Annotated in this window: 23 protein-coding genes; 7 read left to right on the top strand and 16 right to left on the bottom strand. The window is 64.5% G+C overall.

The genetic code is table 11. The annotated features are described in order from the left end of the window. Positions 1–41: 41 nt before the first annotated feature. The gene (locus ACVOLO_RS00880; protein WP_481568381.1) at positions 42–527 is read left to right on the top strand and encodes a glutathione peroxidase; all 486 of its coding nucleotides are present in this window, start codon (positions 42–44) and stop codon (positions 525–527) included. Positions 528–668: 141 nt separating this feature from the next. Here ACVOLO_RS00880 and ACVOLO_RS00875 read toward each other — a convergent pair whose 3' ends face one another. From ACVOLO_RS00875 to ACVOLO_RS00840, 8 genes are all read right to left on the bottom strand, one after another. Continuing rightward, positions 669–962 (bottom strand): HigA family addiction module antitoxin, encoded by a 294-nt coding sequence (locus tag ACVOLO_RS00875; protein WP_481568380.1) that lies wholly within the window; start codon positions 960–962, stop codon positions 669–671. Next, the gene (locus tag ACVOLO_RS00870; RefSeq protein ID WP_481568379.1) at positions 962–1,240 is read right to left on the bottom strand and encodes a type II toxin-antitoxin system RelE/ParE family toxin; all 279 of its coding nucleotides are present in this window, start codon (positions 1,238–1,240) and stop codon (positions 962–964) included. The genes ACVOLO_RS00875 and ACVOLO_RS00870 overlap by 1 nt, the downstream gene beginning before the upstream one ends. 168 nt (positions 1,241–1,408) lie before the next feature. Beyond that, the gene (locus tag ACVOLO_RS00865) at positions 1,409–2,191 is read right to left on the bottom strand and encodes a ferredoxin--NADP reductase (protein ID WP_481568378.1); all 783 of its coding nucleotides are present in this window, start codon (positions 2,189–2,191) and stop codon (positions 1,409–1,411) included. 223 nt (positions 2,192–2,414) lie between these two features. Then, positions 2,415–4,280, bottom strand: coding sequence for an ABC transporter ATP-binding protein (locus ACVOLO_RS00860; protein ID WP_481568377.1), 1,866 nt, complete (start codon positions 4,278–4,280; stop codon positions 2,415–2,417). A 70-nt stretch (positions 4,281–4,350) separates the two neighbouring features. Further along, positions 4,351–4,668, bottom strand: a complete 318-nt coding sequence (locus tag ACVOLO_RS00855) for a BON domain-containing protein (RefSeq protein ID WP_481568376.1) — start codon at positions 4,666–4,668, stop codon at positions 4,351–4,353. 86 nt (positions 4,669–4,754) lie between these two features. Then, a complete protein-coding gene (locus tag ACVOLO_RS00850; RefSeq protein ID WP_481568375.1) occupies positions 4,755–5,399 on the bottom strand; it encodes a trimeric intracellular cation channel family protein in 645 nt (214 codons plus the stop codon). Between the two features lie 80 nt (positions 5,400–5,479). Then, positions 5,480–5,929: a carboxymuconolactone decarboxylase family protein gene (locus ACVOLO_RS00845; protein WP_481568374.1), complete on the bottom strand. Its 450-nt coding sequence runs from the start codon at positions 5,927–5,929 to the stop codon at positions 5,480–5,482. 33 nt (positions 5,930–5,962) lie between these two features. Beyond that, positions 5,963–6,862, bottom strand: a complete 900-nt coding sequence (locus ACVOLO_RS00840) for an RNA polymerase sigma-70 factor (protein ID WP_481568373.1) — start codon at positions 6,860–6,862, stop codon at positions 5,963–5,965. A gap of 186 nt (positions 6,863–7,048) precedes the next feature. Here ACVOLO_RS00840 and ACVOLO_RS00835 point away from each other — a divergent pair, with 186 nt between their 5' ends. The 3 genes from ACVOLO_RS00835 (at position 7,049) to ACVOLO_RS00825 (ending at position 9,903) form a co-directional block, all read left to right on the top strand. After that, entirely contained in the window at positions 7,049–8,566 is a 1,518-nt protein-coding gene (locus ACVOLO_RS00835; protein WP_481568372.1) for a fumarate hydratase, read from the top strand. A 72-nt stretch (positions 8,567–8,638) separates the two neighbouring features. Then, positions 8,639–8,956 (top strand): hypothetical protein, encoded by a 318-nt coding sequence (locus ACVOLO_RS00830; protein ID WP_481568371.1) that lies wholly within the window; start codon positions 8,639–8,641, stop codon positions 8,954–8,956. A gap of 311 nt (positions 8,957–9,267) precedes the next feature. Next, the gene (locus ACVOLO_RS00825; protein WP_481568370.1) at positions 9,268–9,903 is read left to right on the top strand and encodes a glutathione S-transferase family protein; all 636 of its coding nucleotides are present in this window, start codon (positions 9,268–9,270) and stop codon (positions 9,901–9,903) included. 9 nt (positions 9,904–9,912) lie between these two features. Here the strand turns inward: ACVOLO_RS00825 and ACVOLO_RS00820 are convergent, their stop codons facing one another. Next, positions 9,913–11,022 (bottom strand): sterol desaturase family protein, encoded by a 1,110-nt coding sequence (locus tag ACVOLO_RS00820; RefSeq protein WP_481568369.1) that lies wholly within the window; start codon positions 11,020–11,022, stop codon positions 9,913–9,915. A 194-nt stretch (positions 11,023–11,216) separates the two neighbouring features. Between ACVOLO_RS00820 and ACVOLO_RS00815 the strand changes: the two genes are divergently transcribed. Continuing rightward, positions 11,217–11,750: a DsbA family protein gene (locus tag ACVOLO_RS00815; protein WP_481568368.1), complete on the top strand. Its 534-nt coding sequence runs from the start codon at positions 11,217–11,219 to the stop codon at positions 11,748–11,750. 54 nt (positions 11,751–11,804) lie between these two features. Here the strand turns inward: ACVOLO_RS00815 and arsC are convergent, their stop codons facing one another. The 3 genes from arsC to ACVOLO_RS00800 all read right to left on the bottom strand — a co-directional run bounded on the left by arsC (position 11,805) and on the right by ACVOLO_RS00800 (position 13,910). Next, positions 11,805–12,155 (bottom strand): arsenate reductase (glutaredoxin), encoded by a 351-nt coding sequence (gene arsC, locus ACVOLO_RS00810; RefSeq protein ID WP_481568367.1) that lies wholly within the window; start codon positions 12,153–12,155, stop codon positions 11,805–11,807. A 4-nt stretch (positions 12,156–12,159) separates the two neighbouring features. Beyond that, the gene (locus tag ACVOLO_RS00805; protein WP_481568490.1) at positions 12,160–13,293 is read right to left on the bottom strand and encodes a phospholipase A; all 1,134 of its coding nucleotides are present in this window, start codon (positions 13,291–13,293) and stop codon (positions 12,160–12,162) included. A gap of 131 nt (positions 13,294–13,424) precedes the next feature. Further along, positions 13,425–13,910: a DUF456 domain-containing protein gene (locus tag ACVOLO_RS00800; RefSeq protein WP_481568366.1), complete on the bottom strand. Its 486-nt coding sequence runs from the start codon at positions 13,908–13,910 to the stop codon at positions 13,425–13,427. A 232-nt stretch (positions 13,911–14,142) separates the two neighbouring features. Between ACVOLO_RS00800 and ACVOLO_RS00795 the strand changes: the two genes are divergently transcribed. After that, positions 14,143–14,352: a cold-shock protein gene (locus tag ACVOLO_RS00795; RefSeq protein ID WP_481568365.1), complete on the top strand. Its 210-nt coding sequence runs from the start codon at positions 14,143–14,145 to the stop codon at positions 14,350–14,352. Positions 14,353–14,439: 87 nt separating this feature from the next. Here ACVOLO_RS00795 and ACVOLO_RS00790 read toward each other — a convergent pair whose 3' ends face one another. Next, positions 14,440–14,934 carry a glycine zipper 2TM domain-containing protein gene (locus tag ACVOLO_RS00790; protein WP_481568364.1) on the bottom strand — a complete coding sequence of 165 codons (495 nt, stop codon included), beginning with the start codon at positions 14,932–14,934 and terminating at the stop codon, positions 14,440–14,442. 109 nt (positions 14,935–15,043) lie between these two features. Continuing rightward, positions 15,044–15,475 (bottom strand): hypothetical protein, encoded by a 432-nt coding sequence (locus ACVOLO_RS00785; protein WP_481568363.1) that lies wholly within the window; start codon positions 15,473–15,475, stop codon positions 15,044–15,046. 76 nt (positions 15,476–15,551) lie between these two features. On the opposite strand from ACVOLO_RS00785, the gene ACVOLO_RS00780 reads away from it, so the two are divergent. Further along, positions 15,552–16,358 carry a tRNA threonylcarbamoyladenosine dehydratase gene (locus ACVOLO_RS00780; RefSeq protein WP_481568362.1) on the top strand — a complete coding sequence of 269 codons (807 nt, stop codon included), beginning with the start codon at positions 15,552–15,554 and terminating at the stop codon, positions 16,356–16,358. 146 nt (positions 16,359–16,504) lie between these two features. Here ACVOLO_RS00780 and ACVOLO_RS00775 read toward each other — a convergent pair whose 3' ends face one another. Next, positions 16,505–17,275: a TatD family hydrolase gene (locus ACVOLO_RS00775; protein ID WP_481568361.1), complete on the bottom strand. Its 771-nt coding sequence runs from the start codon at positions 17,273–17,275 to the stop codon at positions 16,505–16,507. A gap of 3 nt (positions 17,276–17,278) precedes the next feature. Continuing rightward, positions 17,279–17,500, bottom strand: a complete 222-nt coding sequence (locus ACVOLO_RS00770; RefSeq protein ID WP_481568360.1) for a DUF6116 family protein — start codon at positions 17,498–17,500, stop codon at positions 17,279–17,281. Between the last annotated feature and the right edge of the window lie 27 nt (positions 17,501–17,527).

Raw genomic sequence — 17,527 nt, 5'->3', positions numbered from 1 at the left:
GGCCAATGGCGTACGCTGGCGGCACCGCCCGGGAGCCTGCCATGACCACTGCATTCGACTTCACCACCACCGCGTTGGACGGCCAAGCGCTGGATCTGCGGGCCTACGCCGGCAAGGTGCTGCTGCTGGTCAATACCGCCTCCAAGTGCGGTTTCACCCCGCAGTACGAAGGGCTGGAGCAGCTGTGGCGGCAACTGGGGCCGCAGGGGCTGGTGGTGATTGGCTTCCCCTGTGACCAGTTCGGCCACCAGGAGCCGGGCGAGGCGGCTGACATCCAGTCGTTCTGCGCGCTCAATTACGGGGTGAGCTTCCCGATGTCGGCCAAGGTCGAGGTCAATGGCGCCAATGCCCATCCGCTGTGGAAGTGGCTCAAGCAACGCAAGCGTGGGGCCCTGGGCATCGGCGCGATCAAATGGAACTTCAGCAAATTCCTGGTCGGCCGCGACGGCCAGGTGATCGAGCGCTATGCACCGACGGCCAAGCCGGAGTCACTGGAAGGCGATATCCGCGCGGCGTTGGCCCGTTGAGGTGCAATTGATGCAGCAGCTGCTGGAGCAGCTGAGCGTATGGAGCAAGCACAGTCGGACTGCTGCGCAGGGTGGTTTGGTTGTGAGGTGCGCCGGGTGAGCTTTGCCTGCTCTGGCTACCCCGGGTGGTTCCAGCCTGGCTCAGGCCGCTTTCAAGTCGAGCTTGCGGACGCTGCGCAGATCGACATGCTGGCGCGCGACCCACAGGTCGTGGGCGTCCTGCATTGCCAACCAGCTTTCGGGGCTGCGGCCCAGCGACTTGGCCAGACGCAATGCCATTTCGGGGGTGACCCTGCTGGTACCGTTGAGTACCCGGCTGAGCGTGGATGCCGCGACGCCAAGCTTCTGCGCAAGCTCGCGCCCGCTGATGCTGTTGGGCTCAAGGTAGATGCCGGTGATGAACTCGCCCGGATGCGGGGGAGCGTGCATTTTCATTAGTGATAGTCCTCATAGTCCAGCACGTAGGCGTTGCCGTCGTTGAACTCGAATGTGATACGCCAGTTGCCACTGACGGCGATGGACCAGCGGCCCTTCATTGCACCTTTCAGAGCATGCAGGCGAAATCCGGGAATGTTCATGTCTTCAATGACGTGGGCTGTATCGAGCGCGGACAGTTGTAATCGCAGTCGTTTTGCATGGCTGGCCTGGATGCCCGACGTACGTCCGGTCTCAAACAGCCTGCACAGCCCTTTGTGCCGAAATGACTTTATCATGCATGAAGTGTTGCATGTTGCGCGCTGCGCAACACTTGGCCGAGTCGGCCGCTGCAGTGTCAGTCTTCCGGGCGCATGCCCGTTGCCCAAAAGACAACGGCCGGACCCTGAGGCCCAGCCGTTGTTTGTCGCGGTACTGCTCGATTGCTCCACTACCTGGGCAGCGGCTTACTTCTCGACGAAGGCGCGCTCGAACACGTAATGGCCTGGCGTACCGATGCGCGAGGAAACCTCAAAGCCGCGTGCGTCCAGCACGCTGCGCAGGTCGGCCAGCATCTGCGGGCTGCCGCAGATCATGAAGCGGTCGTTGGCCGGGTCCAGCTGCGGCAGGCCAAGGCTCTGCTGCATCAGGCCGGTTTCCATCAGCGTGGTCAGGCGGCCCTGGTTGGGGAAGGGCTCGCGGGTGACGGCCGGGTAATACAGCAGCTTGTCGCGGACGATATCGCCCAGGATCTCGTCGTTGGGCAGTTCCTTCTCGAAGTAGTCGCGGTAGGCGAGGTCCTTCTCGAAACGCACGCCGTGGCAGACGATGACCTTCTCGAAGCGCTCGTAGGTTTCCGGGTCTTTGACGATGCTCAGCCACGGCGCCAGGCCGGTGCCGGTGCCCAGCAGATACAGGTGCTTGCCCGGGTGCAGGTCGCTGATCAACAGCGTGCCGGTGGGCTTCTTGCCGACCAGCACCTTGTCGCCGGGCTTGAGGTGCTGCAGGCGCGAGGTGAGCGGGCCGTCCTGCACCTTGATGCTGAAGAAGTGCAGCTGCTCTTCCCAGTTGGCGCTGGCGATGGAATAGGCACGCAGCAGCGGGCGGGCGCCCTCGTTTTCCAGGCCGATCATCACGAACTGGCCATTGTCGAAGCGGAAGCCGCTGTCGCGGGTGGTGGAGAAGCTGAAGTAGGCGTCCGTCCAGTGACGGACTTCAAGCACCGTTTCGGCGCCAAAAGCGGATGACATGCCGGTGGTTCAATTGGGGGTGACCGGGGCATTCTAGCCGATTCCGCACAAATGGGAATGAATCTCATTTGTTGGCGAGGGGCGGGGGATTGGGGAGTCGAGATTGGGGATTTGATAAAGCGCGCTACGTTGACCGGAGGCGGCGCTGGCTCCGGTGAGGAATAAGCAGGAAACCTGCGAATCCCGAATCCCGAATCCCGAATCCCGAATCCCGAATCCCGAATCATCGATACCCCGCCGCCTGCAGCTCAAACAGCTCCGCATAGCGGCCGCCTTCGATCATCAGTTCTTCGTGGGTGCCGCTGGCTTCGATGCGGCCATCGGCCAGTACCAGGATGCGGTCGGCCATGCGCACCGAGGAGAAGCGGTGTGAGATCAGCACCGCAGTGCGGTTGTCCGAGAGCTCCTTGAAGCGCTGGAACACCTCGAACTCGGCACGGGCGTCCAGTGCGGCGGTGGGTTCGTCCAGGATCATCACCTGCGCATCGCGCATGTAGGCGCGGGCGATGGCGATCTTCTGCCACTGGCCGCCGGACAGGTCCACGCCGGTCTTGAAGCGGCGGCCGATCAGCTGGTCATAGCCGCCGGGCAGGCCGTCGATGACTTCATCGGCCAGTGCACGATGTGCCGCGTCGCGGATGCGGCCCTTGTCATCCATCGCCTCGACCAGGCCCACGCCGATGTTCTCGCCGGCCGACAGGTGGTAACGCACGAAGTCCTGGAAAATGACGCCCATGTTGGCGCGCAGGTCGTCCAGGTCGTAGTCGCGCAGGTCGCGGCCATCGAGCAGGATGCGGCCTTCGTCGGGGTCGTACAGCCGCGCCAGCAACTTGACCAGGGTGGTCTTGCCGGCACCGTTCTCGCCGACCAGCGCAATCACTTCACCGGCCTGCAGATGGAAGTCGAGATGGCGCACCGCCCAGCGTTCGGCATCGGGGTAGCGGAAGCCGACGTTCTCGAACACGAAACCCTCGCGAATCGGGCGCGGGATCGCCACTGCATTCTCGCGCGAGTGGATTTCCGGTTTGATCGCAAAGAACGAGAACAGGTCGTCCAGATACAGCGCTTGGCTGGCCACCTGCGAAAAGCCGGTCAGCAGGCCTTCCAGCAACTGCCGCAGGCGCATGAAGCTGCCGGATAGAAACGTCAGATCGCCAATGCTGAAATCGCCGCGGATCGTGCGCCAGGCGATATAGGCATAGGCCGCGTAATACCCCAGCGTGCCGAGCGCGGCCAACAGCGTGCCCCACACCGCGCGCTTGCGTGCCAGGGCGCGGTTGGCGTGATAGAAGCGTTCGGACAACAGCTTGTAACGGTCGATCAGGAAACGGTGGAGGTTGAATATCTTCACCTCCTTGGCGGTTTCCACGCTGGCGCCGACCTGGCGCAGGTAGTCCAGCTGGCGGCGCTCGGGCGTCCAGCTGAAATTGAGCGAATAGCCCAGCGTGTTGAAGTGGGATTCGCCGATGAACGCCGGTATCAGCGCCACGGCCAGCAGCAGCATCAGCCACGGGGCGTACATCACCAGGCCGGCGGCAAAGCTGATGACGGTGATGACATCCTGCGCCTGGCCGAACAGTTGGCTCATCAGGCTCATGCGGCCCATGGTCTGGCGCCGGGCGCGGTCGAGCTTGTCCTGCAGTTCGGGGTCTTCGAAATCCTCCAGGTCCAGCTCGGCGGCGTGCTCCATCAGACGCACGCTGGTGGCGTTGGTGAACAACTCCGACAGCAGCGAATCGGCGTAGTTGACCAGCCGCCCGAGCAGGTCCGAGCCGATGGCGATGCTCAGTTCCAGCAGCAGCAGTTCAAGCAGGGTGTTGAGGTGGCCGCTGGACAGTGCTTCGCCCAGTGGCGGCATGCCGCCGGCACCGGCCAGGCGCACCGCCTCGTCGATGATCAGCTTGCCCACGTACAGCATGGCCACCGGCATTACCGCGCGGATCAGGCGCAGGCCCAGGCTGGTGATGGTCAACAGGCGGCTGGTCTGCCACACCTGCCGCAGGAAGGGCGGCAGGTTGCGCATGGCGTTCATGCGTTCGCGCAGGCTGGGTTGCGGTTTGGCGCTGTTGGCTGCGGGGGCGTGTGGCATGGGTGACTCAAACGGCAGGGAGCGTGTTCAGGGTAACTGCAAAGTGTTGCCTGCCGTCACGCGCGGGGACTCAGCCGTCCTCGCCCAGGTCGATGTCACCCATCCGCGCGTCATCGCGCCCATCGGGGTTGTCGCGCACGGCTTCGCCGCGTGGCCCGAAAGATGCATTGTCCGGGTCGACATGCAGGTGGCTGCGTATCTGGCGCACACCCTCGATGCCGGCGATCAGTTTTTCGACTTCATGCTTGACGGCGGCCGTGGGCACATCGCCGGACAGGGTTACTTCCCCGTCCTTCACCTGTGCCAGCACCTGCGAGGACTGGCCATGCTGGCCAAGCGTGTGCACGACTTCGTCGCCGATCAGCGTGTCTGAGCGTTCTACGGCCATTGCGGTCTCCTGCGGAAGCGGAGCCTGCACGATGGAGCAACTGCCGTGAGCGTGATGTTACCCGGGCAGAACGGACGCGGCCGTTGTCATGCGCGCGGGCCTTCCGGTGGAGGCGGATCGGAAGATTGCAGCGCCACCGGCAGGTGCCAGCCAAAATGCATGGCCATCATCCGCAGCCCGAAGCACAGTCCGGCACCGGCCAATGCGCAGGGCAGGGGCGGCAGGCCCAACCAATAGCCAACCGCGACCACCGCAGCACCGGCAAGCGCGGCCACCGCATACAGTTCGGCCTGCAGGACCAGCGGCACCTGCGCCAGCAGCACGTCGCGGGCGATGCCGCCGCCAATGCCGGTCAGCATGCCCAGCGCGGCCGCCATCGGTGGTGCGATGCCGAACGCCAGTGCCTTCTGCGTACCAGCCACCGCAAACAGGGCCAGCCCCATCGCATCGAACATGCGCACCGGGTACTGCATGCGCTCGATCAACGGCGCCCAGAAGAAAGTGACGATGCCTGCGGCCAGGGTGATGGCCGGGTAGCGCCAGTCGCTGATCGCCGCTACCGGGGTAGCGCCGATCAGCAGGTCACGGGTGATGCCGCCGGCCAATGCAGCGGCAAACGACAGCACCAGCACACCGAAGATATCCAGCCGCCGACGCACGCCCATCGTCGCCCCGGACAGGGCGAAGACGAAGGTGCCGATGAGGTCGAGGATCAGTACAAGGGTTCCCATGCGGCCTATTGTGCGGTTTGCCTGCGGCTGCGGCCATCGGCCCGGTCCGGTGGGACAGCCGGCCGGACCGGAAAAGGGGCTTACGGCAGCGGCGGCAACAGCCCGGCACCGAGGCGGTTCCAGGCATTGATGACGGCCACGGCCATGCTCAGGTCGCTGATGCCCTTTTCGTCGAAATGCGGTGCCAGGGCGTCGAAAGCGGCATCGGAGGGAGCGCCATCGGGCAGCCGGGTGAGCGCTTCGGCCCAGCCCAGTGCCGCGCGTTCGCGCGCATCGAAGAAGCGGCTTTCGTGCCAGGCCGGCAGCGTGTCGAGCTTGCGCGGCTCGATACCGGCCTTGCGCAACGCGGTGGCATGCATGTCCATGCAGTAGCCGCAGCCGTTGATCTGCGACACGCGCAGGAACACCAGTTCCATCAGGTCGTGATCCAGCGAACTGTCATGGACGGCCTTGCTGGTGGCCAACAGGCCCTTGAAGGCGTCGGCGGCAAGGCGGGTGTACGCAACGCGGGGGGAGTTTGAAGAGGACATCGTTGGCTCCATGGCGGCCACGGTGGCCGCCTTTCATTGCAAGGACGCGCCAGCGCCGGGGGCTGTGACAATGGCTGGCAGTTTGTTGGGGTTGAGCACGCTGTAGATGGTGGCGATGCGGCCGTCGACGACCTCGATGGTGGTGATCGAGTGCAGCTGGCCAGCGTGAAAACGCAGGATGGCCGGTTGACCGTTGACGCTGCCCAGCTGTGCCGGTTGGGTGCCACCGCGCCGGGCGATCGCCCAGAACAGGCGGCCGATGCGCTCGGCGCCGAGCAGCGGGCGGATGGCCGCGGTGACCACGCCGCCGCCATCGGAAAGCAGGCGCGCATTGGCGTGCAGCAGGGCCTGGATGGCCTCGCTGTCGCCGTCCTGGCAGGCGTCCATGAAACGGGCCAGCAACTGCCGGTGCTGGGTGCCATCGGCGGCAAAGCGCGGCCGCCCGGACTGCAGGCGCTGCCGGGCACGGTGGACCAGTTGGCGGCAATTGGCTTCGCCGTGGCCGAGCAGGTTGGCAATGTCGCGATAGTCGTGGTCGAACACTTCCTTGAGCAGGAAGGCGGCACGTTCATCGGGGCTGAGTTGTTCGAGCAGGGTCAGGAAGGCCAGCGACAGGTCCTCGGCCAGGGCATGAACCTGGTCCGGGGCGGGTGGGACAGGCAGGTCCAGCGAGACCTGCAGTGGCTCCGGCAGCCAGGGGCCAACGTAGTCCAGCCGTTGCCGCTTGGCCGCGCGCAGTCGATCAAGGCCCAGGCGCGTGGTGGCGGTGACCAGCCAGGCTTGCGGGTCGCTGATCACGGTGACGTCCGTGCTAGCCCAGCGCAGCCAGGCGTCCTGGACCACGTCTTCGGCATCGGCGCGGCTGCCGAGCAGGCGGTAGGCAAGGGCCAGCAGACGCGGGCGGTGGGTCTGGAAGGTGGTTTCGGCGTTCATGCAACAAGGACGCAGCAGCGTGGACCAGCGTGACAGTGTAGGAGCGCCTTCAGGCGCGATGCACGGGGTGCCCCTGATCGCCAGCGTTTCGCGGCCAAGGTCGGGATTGGCCGGGAAGCACGCGCCGGCGGCAAGGCGTAAAATGGCCGGCTGAACCCCCGCCAGCCTTCAGCAAGCGAGCAAGCCGTGACATCGATCAAGCAGGAAGACCTCATCCAGTCCGTCGCCGACGCACTGCAGTACATCTCGTACTACCACCCGGTCGACTACATCAAAAACCTCTCCGCCGCCTATGAGCGCGAGGAGTCGCCGGCGGCCAAGGAGGCCATTGCGCAGATCCTGATCAACTCGCGCATGTGCGCCGAGGGTCATCGCCCGATCTGCCAGGACACCGGCATCGTTACCGTGTTCCTGGAAATCGGCATGAACGTGCGCTGGGACGACGCCACCATGGGCGTCGAGGACATGGCCAACGAAGGCATCCGCCGCGCCTACGCCTACCCGGACAACAAGCTGCGCGCCTCGGTGCTTGCCGACCCGGCCGGCAAGCGCACCAACACCAGGGACAACACCCCGGGTGTGGTCAACATCAAGGTCGTGCCGGGTGACAAGGTCGATGTAATCGTCGCCGCCAAGGGCGGTGGTTCCGAGGCCAAGAGCAAGTTCGCCATGCTCAACCCGTCCGATTCCATCGTCGACTGGGTGCTCAAGACCGTGCCGACCATGGGCGCCGGCTGGTGCCCGCCGGGCATGCTCGGCATCGGCATCGGTGGCACCGCCGAAAAGGCGATGCTGCTGGCCAAGGAATCGCTGATGGAGCCGATCGACATCACCGATCTGCAGGCCCGTGGCGCTTCCAACCGTGCCGAAGAACTGCGCCTGGAACTGTATGAAAAGGTCAATGCGCTGGGCATTGGCGCGCAGGGCCTGGGCGGCCTGACCACGGTGCTCGACATCAAGGTCAAGGATTTCCCGACCCACGCCGCCAACCTGCCGGTTGCGATGATCCCGAACTGTGCCGCCACCCGCCATGCGCACTTCACCCTGGACGGCAGCGGCCCGGTGATGCTGGACCCGCCGTCGCTGGAAGACTGGCCGCAGATCACCTACGACGCTTCCAAGGGCACCCGTGTCGATCTGGACACCATCACCCCGGAAGAAGTGGCCAGCTGGAAGCCGGGCCAGACCCTGCTGCTCAACGGCAAGCTGCTGACCGGCCGCGATGCCGCGCACAAGCGCATGGTCGACATGCTCAACAAGGGTGAAGAACTGCCGGTCGATCTGAAGGGCCGCTTCATCTATTACGTCGGCCCGGTCGATCCGGTGCGTGACGAAGTGGTGGGCCCGGCCGGCCCGACCACCGCCACCCGCATGGACAAGTTCACCCGTCAGATCCTGGAGCAGACCGGCCTGCTGGGCATGGTCGGCAAGGCCGAGCGTGGCCCGGCCGCGATCGAGGCCATCCGCGACAACAAGTCGGCCTACCTGATGGCCGTGGGTGGCTCGGCCTACCTGGTGTCCAAGGCGATCAAGGCCTCCAAGGTGGTCGGCTTTGCCGACCTGGGCATGGAAGCCATCTACGAGTTCACCGTGCAGGACATGCCGGTGACCGTGGCGGTGGATTCCACGGGTGAATCGGTGCACAAGACCGGCCCGCGCGAATGGCAGGCCCGCATCGGCAAGATTCCGGTGATCGTCGAGTAATCGGCGCCTCACTGGTGATGCCACGACGGCCCGGGCTATGCTCGGGCCGTTGCCGTTTTCTGGAATCGACCGATGCGCTGCTTTCGACAGGGATTGGCTTCGATGGTGTTCCTGCTGTTGGCCGGTTGTGGCAGCGGAGCCTGGCGTGATGCACCAAGGAATGACCCTGCAGCCTGTGTGAATTACTGCCAGAGCCGCTATCAGGACTGCAACGCCAACCCGCGCAGTTTTGGCGATTGCGGCGAAGCAAACCGCAACAACCAGTGCGACAAGATCACCAACCCTGAACTGCGCGGGGACTGCCAGACCTCACAGGCGTTCTGCCAGAACCGCTCGGCAGCGGCGGTCTGCGGTGAGCGGCTGAACAGCTGCATGGCCAGCTGCAACTGAGTCGGGCCACGTTCGGCCGGTGCACGACAACCTCCCGCGTAGGAGTGCCTTCAGGCGCGAAGCTGGTGATTCGCAGGGAAACCGCTAGCTGCCATGCGGAACAGCTTCGCGGCCGAGGCCGCTCCTACGGAAGGCCAGCCATTCTTGAGGCGTGCTTCACTGCCTGGGCGCCGGGCTTGGGTAGGAGCGCCTTCAGGCGCGAAGCTGGCGATCCGCAGGGAAGCCACTAGCTGCCATGCGGACCAGCTTCGCGGCCAAGGCCGCTCCTACAGGGGAGCTAGAATGCCGGCCTGCCCATCTGGAAGCTGCCCATGTCCGTCGTGTTGTATGGATCGCAAAGCACCGCGTCGCTGGTCGTGCATTGGCTGCTGCTTGAGCTGGGCATCGACCATGAACTGCATCAGCTGGACTTCGAGCGCAGCGAGCAGAAATCCGCCGACTATCTGGCGATCAATCCCGTCGGTCGGGTGCCGACGTTGCTGATCGACGGGCAGGTGTTGACCGAATCGGCGGCCATCGCGATGCATCTGGCCGACCTGCATCCGCAGGCCGGGTTTGCGCCGGCACCGGGCACGCCCGCACGCGGTGACTATTACCGCTGGATCTGCTTCTGCGTGTACACGCTGATGCCCGCGTATCGCAGTTGGTTCTATCCAGATGAGCCAGCCGGCGAGGCCAATGCCGCCGAGGTCAAACAACGTGCCCGCATGCAGCTGGAAACCGCCTGGCAGCAGATGGCCGACCATCTCGCCACGCACGGTCCGTATGTGCTGGGCGAACAGTTGTCGGTGGTGGATTTCATGCTGACCATGCTGATGCGCTGGAGCCGCAACATGCCGCGCCCAAGTGATAGCTGGCCGGCCTTGGCCGCGCATGCCGCCCGCATGAAGGCGCGCCCTGCCTTTGCCGAGGTCTATCGGCGCGAGGGCATCAGCGACTGGCGCTGACGGCGCCGCTCAGTCCACGTAGTCGTCGTATTTGCGGCCGCCCTGGAAGGGCATCAGGTGCTGTTTGACGATGCCGTTCGGCACGGTCTCCAGCTTCATCACGCCGTATTCCTGCGGCCACTGCGCCTGGTCGCGCGGCAGCTTGAAGGTGCCCATCAGCATGTCCACCAGCGGCAGGTGGATGGCGTAATTCACGTCCACATATTCCTGCTGCCGCGCGTGATGCCAGTGGTGGTAGCGCGGCAGCACCAGCAGGTATTCCAGCCAGCCGAAACGGATGCCGAGGTTGGCGTGAGCCAGCACGGCCTGCAGGCCGACGAGGATCACGTAAGCGTTCACCGCGGGCGTGGAGAAACCCAGGATCAGCAACGGCAGCAGCACCGCGCTGCGGGTCATCACGATCTCGACGAAGTGGATGCGCGAACCGGCCAGCCAATCCATGTGGCGGCTGGAGTGGTGCACCGCGTGGAAACGCCAGAGCCAGGGAATGTTGTGGTACGCGCGGTGCAGCAGCGCCTGTGCCATGTCGGCGACGAACACCGCGATCAGGAACTGTGCCCACACCGGCAGTGACTGGATTGCCACCTTGAGCGAGGGGAAGGCCGCCAGCCCGGCAATGGTCGAGGTGGAGGCGGTGACCAGGATCAGAATGAACTGCACCAGCACATGGCTCATGAAGAAGTAGGCCACGTCGGTGCGCCAGCCCGGCCGCAGCGGCGAGAGTTCACGCTTGCCCAGGTAGCGCTCCAGCGGCACGAATACCAATGCGGAGAAGAACAGCGACAGCACGAACCAGTCCAGGCCCAGCGAATACGGTGTCTGCCCGATGGCATCAAATTGCACGTTGGTGCCGCCCAGCAGCACGGCCAGGGTCGCACTGCCCACGCCGAGGGTGGCGATGCGCTTGTTGCGGTCGCGGAGGATGGCAACCGTGCCCATGATGAAGGCTGCCGCCAGCCCCACCAGCAGCAGGTGACGGGCGAAGTGTTCGTTGTAGACCGCGCGGAACTCGCGGCTGGTCAGTAGTTCCGGGAAGTGGAAGCAGGCCACGGCCATCAGACTCAGCAGCCCCAGCAGGGCAGAGCCATAGGCGAAGAATGAACGGTGCTGTCGGGCCATGCGCGGACTTCCTGTCAGTGACGGGCGATTCTGCCCGCTGCCAAGCCCATCGGGAAGGCCTGACGGGGCTGCTGCTGGTGCTGGGCTTGCACTTCACACCCGCTGCGCAGCCGGCCGGGTAACGTCCGTCGGCAAGGGCGGCGACAGGAGCATGGCCGGCCTGATGCTCGAATCCGTCATTCCAAGGTGCGCTGATGGCCGTGCTGAGTGTAGTTGCCAACAAGAATGACCATGTCCAGGGCAGCCTGGATGCGCCTGTCGTGCTGGTGGAGTACGCCGATTACCAATGTCCGCACTGCGGCGAGGCGTTTTCGCTGGTGCAGCGCCTGCAGCAGCGGTTTGGCGATGCGTTGTGCGTGGTGTTCCGCAATTTCCCGTTGGTGCAGATGCACCCGCAGGCGCTGCCGGCCGCCATCGTCGCCGAGTACGCCGCCGCGCACGGCCAGTTCTGGTCCGCACACGATGCGTTGTTCCGCAGCCAGCAACAGCTGGGCGAGGTGGTCTACCGGGAGCTGATGCGCGAGCTGGGCTTGCCTGAAGACGAGATGATGGCGGCGATGGAGACGCCGGCTTATATGCAGCGCATCCAGGACGATATCGAAGGCGGCGTGCGCAGCGGCGTCAAGGGCACGCCGACCTTCTTCGTCAATGACCAGATATTCGTGCCGCAGCGCAGTTTCGAGGAGCTGTACGAGCTCATCAACGGCGCGGTGGCAGGCTCGGGCTGAAATGGACAGGGCGCGTCATCGACGCGCCCTGTGCCTGGAACCTGCAGTACGTGCTCAGCCCAGCAGCGAGAGCACCGTTTCCGGTGGCCGGCACAGTGCGGTGCCCTTTTCGGTGCGCACGATGGGGCGGTTGATCAACGCCGGGTGCGTGGCCATGGCCGCGATCAGGGCGTTGTCGTCGTCAAGCTTGCCTGCGAGTTCAAGCTCGGCGTAGGCAGGTTCCTTGTTGCGCAGCAGGTCGCGGGCGGGCATGCCCATTTCAGCCAGCAGCGTGCGCAGTTCGGCCGCTGAAGGCGGGGTGTCGAGGTAGTTGATGACCTCGATGTCGGCCCCGGCTTCCTGCAGCAGGGCCAGGGCGCCGCGTGAATTGGAGCAGCGGTTGTTGTGCCAGATCGTTGCTTTCATTGCTTCAGAACCATTCCAACAGGGAGACGCCGACACCAATGTAGGTGGCGCGGTGGTTGTAGTCGATCATGCTTTCGCCATAGCCATCGAACACCTGCACATGGCCGCGCAACAGGTTGTTGATGGGGAAGCCGTAGTCCAGCTGCAAGGAGCCGTGCGCACGGTCACCGCTGCGCAGCGAGTGGCGGCCGGTCAGCGCCAGTTCGTGCCCGTTGCGGTTGTAGACAATGGTGGCGTCGCCGCGGCCGATGTAGTCCTCGATATCCGGGTTGTTGTCGTCGCGGTCGCCTTCGGGAATGCGGTACCAGGGGCGCAGCATGATGGCCCAGTTCTCGCGGTCCAGCCCCACATTGAAGATGACCCGGTTCCAGCTGCGTGACAGCGGATCGCTGCGGCCGTTGGACTGGTGGTTGAGGCTGACGCCCATCATGCGCCCGTTCCAGCCGAACAACGAATAGCCGTTGCGGAAGGTCAGCATCACTTCGGGTTCGTAGTTGGTTTCGCGGAATGGCCGCGACAACTCACTGTTGTAGGCCTGCCAGCGCGAGCTCTGGGTGTAGCCCACCCAGATGTCGCCGTTGTCGCCGAACAGGTTCTCGGCCACCTTGGTCTTGAAGCTGAGCTGGAACTTGAGCTCGGTACTGTTCAGCTCCTCGGGCTCGGTAACGGTGTTGTTGGGGTTGGGCGAGTGCGGCATCTCGTTGGGCTTGCTGCTCCAGAAGGCCGGCAGCAGGTACACCGGCTTGTAGGCGCGCAGTTGGAACAACCCCAGCTTGGAGTCCTTGGCCAGCTCCCAGCGGCTGTCCAGCAGCGAGCCGCGGCCGGCATTGGCGGCCAGCGAGTCCAGTTCGTCATGGGCAAACAGTTCATTGCGGCGCGGGTCTTCCTCGTCCAGCGCCTTGGCAGTGGCCTTGGCTTCCTTGCGCGCCATCGATGCCGCGCTGGCCGCGGCGTCCGCGGCACGGGTGTCCACCGGACTGCGGCCGAGCGCCTTGTCATAGCAGGCCAGCCGGCTGGCATCGGAATCCAGCGCGAAACAGGCTTGCGGGGAAGCCGGGTCGGCAACGTATTCCTGGGCAAGAAGGGAGTTGCTGGTGCCGCCAAAGGTGATCAACAGGGCGCAGTGCAGGGGGCTAATTCGCATGGTGTACATCCGGTCGCTGGAGGGGCCGGGCTGCTGCCGGGCAGGAAGTGCGGGCAGCAGCATGAAGGCTTCGGTGGGATTGTCGGCGATTGTCCCGTGGAGAGGGAGTCACGGGGCCTTGCCGTTCATACGAACCAGGCCACGGCAAACACGGCGATCATCGCCATGGCCAGGCCCAGCTTGAGAGCCACGCCCAGTACGATGCCCAGCCAGGTTCCCAGTCCCACCTTGGTGGCCTGGCCGAGTTGGCGGCCGTGGTAATACTCGCCCAGCAATGCGCCCGCGAACGGGCCGACAAACAAGCCGATGGGCATGAAGAACAGGCCGGCCACGGTGCCGATGGCCGCCCCGGCAAGCGCCATCTTGCTAGCGCCCACCTTCTGCGCGCCGATCAGCGTGGACACCACGTCCACCACAATCGAAATGACGGTCAGCACACCCAGTACCACCAACGGCAGCCAGCCCACCCGTTCGAAACCCTCTGTCCAGGCGGCGACCAGCAGGCCGGCAAAGACCAGTGGGACACCGGGGAGGGCGGGCAGGATGATGCCGGCTACACCCACCAGGACCAGCAACGCAGCAATCGCATAGAAGATGAATGAATAGTCCATGTTGACTCTGAAGGGGGTCGAATAGGGGTTGACTTTATTGACGGCTCAGTATTGCAATTCCGTTGGCCCCGGGTTAAGTTGCAGCCGCTGAGCTTGGCAAGGTCACCGTGAATCGTGGCCTGATGGGTAGATCGAATGATTTGCTGCATCGTTGCACCTCGCTTCCTCCTTGCAATCAGCCGCCTTACGGGGCGTTCCATCAAACGAGAGAGAGCACCAGGGAGTTAGTGAGATGTCCGACCGCGAAAAGGGTACCGTCAAGTGGTTCAATGATGCCAAGGGCTTCGGCTTCATCAGCCGTGAAAGTGGTGAGGATGTGTTCGTGCACTTCCGCGCCATCCAGTCCGACGGTTTCAAGAGCCTGAAGGAAGGCCAGCAGGTCACCTTCACCGTCGTGCAGGGCCAGAAGGGCCTGCAGGCCGACGCTGTGCAGCCGCTCTGATCAGCAACAGCGCGCAGCATCGAAAATAAAGAAAGGCCCGCGTAAGCGGGCCTTTCTTTTCTTTTGCAGGCAGGCTGGGCTGTCAACTCAGCGCAGCACTACACGACCATTGACCACGCGGACATAGGTGTTCTCGCGGATGCCGCCGAGGTCCTTCTGGTTGACCATGATCGTGCGGCCGTCATCCATGCGCACCTGGATGTCATAGGAGTTGCCGGTCACGTTCTGCTGGATCTTGTTGCCGGCCAGCGCGCCGCCCACGGCACCGGCCACCGCAGCGATGTTCTGGTTGCCCTTGCTGCCGCCGGTGTGGTCGGAGATTTCATGGCCGGCCACCGCGCCCACCAGGCCGCCGAGAATGGCGCCGGTCGCCGCCGGTGCGGTACGGCCCGAGGCCACGGTGTTGATGCGGGTGACAATGCCACAGTCATTGCAACGGTTCTGGTTGTAGCCGTTGTTGTTGTAGCCATTGTTGTAGTTGCCGCCGCCGTAGTTCCCGCCGTTGCTGTAACCGGGGGACGTGGCGCAACCGGCCAAGGCCAGGCTGGCAATTGCGCCTACGGCGATCAGTCGAATCTTCATGGTGTTTCTCCTTGCCAGATGAGGATGCGGATATGGACGCATATCCTTCGCGAAGATCGTGTCTGTTTACACGTGAATGGAGGGCCAACCGTTGGCCCCCAGCCTGTATTTACCTGAAATCCTGGTGGCAGGCCTTGCAGTCGGTGTCGATCTTCTGGGCCAGCGAGGCCAAGGCCGCGCAGTCAGCCGGCGGGGTGGCCAGGGCGTCGTTCAAGGTCGCGCGGAAACGGCTGGCATGCTGCTGGAAACGCTGGTCGTCCCGCAGGCTCGGGAAGGCGGCCTCCAGGTCATTGGACAGGGCGCGCAGGGTCTGCAGGCGCGGAACGGTGTCGTTGACGGTGCAGCGGTTCTGCTTCTGGCTGTCGCCGAGCAACTGGGCCTGCTTGGCCATCACCGTCATCAGGCTGCTGGGGAAGTGGTCCTGGCGGGCCTGCAGGGCACGCATGCCCATCACCGTGACCACCACGCCGATCAACAGCCCGGCGATGAGGACGAACAGGTAACGGGTTGCTTTGGACGGCGGGCGGACGGGTTCGGTCATTGCGTTGGCTCCAGCGGCTACGTGGCAGTGAGGTGGTGATGTTCGCCCATTATGCCGTCAAGGCTAAAATGCGCCGATGAAAGAACAACTGCGTGAGCGATTTGCCGGCGTGGACCGGCTGTACGGGGCGGGCACCATCGAGCACCTGTCCAACTGCAAGGTGGCCGTGGTCGGCATGGGCGGGGTGGGCTCGTGGGTGGTCGAAGCCCTGGTGCGTTCGGCCGTGGGCCATCTCACCCTGATTGACGCCGATGATATCTGCGTGTCCAACAGCAACCGGCAGCTGCCGGCGATGGCCGGGCAGTATGGCCGCAACAAGGCGCTGGCCATGGCTGAGCGCTGCCGGGCGATCAACCCGGAGGTGGATGTGGATGCGGTGGAGTCCTTCCTCACCACCGGCAACATGGAGCAACTGCTGGACAAGGGTTTCGATCTGGTGATCGATGCCTGCGACAGTTTCCGGGTGAAGGTGGAAACCATTGCCTGGTGCCGCCGCCGCAAGTTGCCGTTGATCACCGTGGGCGCGGCCGGTGGCCGTACCGACCCGACGCTGGTGCGGGTGCGTGACGTGTCCCGCACCGAGCACGACGCGATGATGGCGCTGATCCGCAAGAAGCTGCGCAGTGAGTTCAATTTCCCCAAGAACGCGTCCCGCTACTTTGGCGTGCCGGCGGTGTACTCGCTGGAGAACGTGAAGTACCCGCAGGCCGACGGCAGCGTCTGCGGCGTGCGCCCGAACCTTGGCCCGGATGAGGCGATGAAGCTGGATTGCGGCGCCGGGCTGGGCGCGGCCACGCACATCACCGGCGCATTTGCATTTGTTGCGGTGGGCAAGGCGCTGGAGATGCTGCTGAAGAAGCGCGAGGCCAAGCCGGCTGCGTGAGGTCGCAGCCTGGCTGTTGTTCGGGCAGGCTTCCGTGGGAGCGGCTTCAGCCGCGAAGCTGGCCATGCATAAGGTCGGTACGCATTCTGCGGTTGCGGGCGGTGTCGGCTGCCGTGCCGCCGCGGGTTTCGCGACCCAGGTCGCTCCTACGGTGCGGACATGCCAAACAGGCGCTGTGCGTTGGCGCTGGTCTGTGCGGCGATGGCTTCAGGTGTTTCGCCGCGCAGTTCGGCCACGGTCTGCAGGATGGCGGTCAACCGGGCGGGTTCGTTGCGCTGGCCTCGGATGCCGGCATCGGGCTGGTCGGGTGCATCGGTTTCCAACAGCAGGTATTCCAGCGGCATCTGCGCCACCAGGGTGCGCAGGCGGTTGGCGCGCGGGTAGGTCAATGGGCCGCCGAGGCCGATCATGAAACCCAGTTCCCACAGCTGCCGGGCCTGCTCGGGGCTGCCGGAGAAGCTGTGCACCACGCCACGCAACTGGCCAGTCCGGCGGATGCGCTGGATCACCTCGTCCACCGCGCGCCGCGCATGCACGACCAATGGCAATTGGTACTCGCGGGCCAACTCCAGTTGCCCCTGGAAAAAAAACCGCTGCTGCTCGGGATCGAGATCTTCGACAAAGAAATCCAGTCCGCATTCGCCGATGGCTGCGGGGGATTCGCGTTCGATCCACTCGCGCAGCAATGGCAGGTGCTCGGGGCGGTGGTCGGCCAGGAACATCGGATGCAGGCCATACGCAGGGTAAAGCCCGGGATCAGCGGCACATACCTGCTGCAGCTTGGGCCAGCTGGCAGCGGTTACCGCCGGCACCACCTGCTGGCGTACGCCGACAGCACGGGCACGGGCCAGCACCGTGTCGCGGTCGATGTCGAACGCTTCGGCATCCAGGTGGCAATGGCTGTCTACCAACTGCATGGTTCAGGGCTTGCGCGGCAGCGCCGGAGGCTCGCTCACCGGGTCCTTGCGGCGCTTCCAGTTGGCCAGCAGCAAGGTGCCCAGGCCAAACAGGATTTCATCCAGGAACGGCAGCGGATCAGGCAGCAGCAAGCTGAGCGTGAACAGCGCAGCCGTGAACTTGAACAGGGTGGGGTAGCGCAGCTTGCGCGCCCAATCCAGGAGCGGCGTCAGCATCAGGGACATGGCGGATCCAGTTGAAGTGAGGGCCAA

It is taken from the genome of Stenotrophomonas sp. STEN056 (genome assembly GCF_056759635.1).
This window is presented reverse-complemented; position numbering and strand designations above follow the sequence as displayed.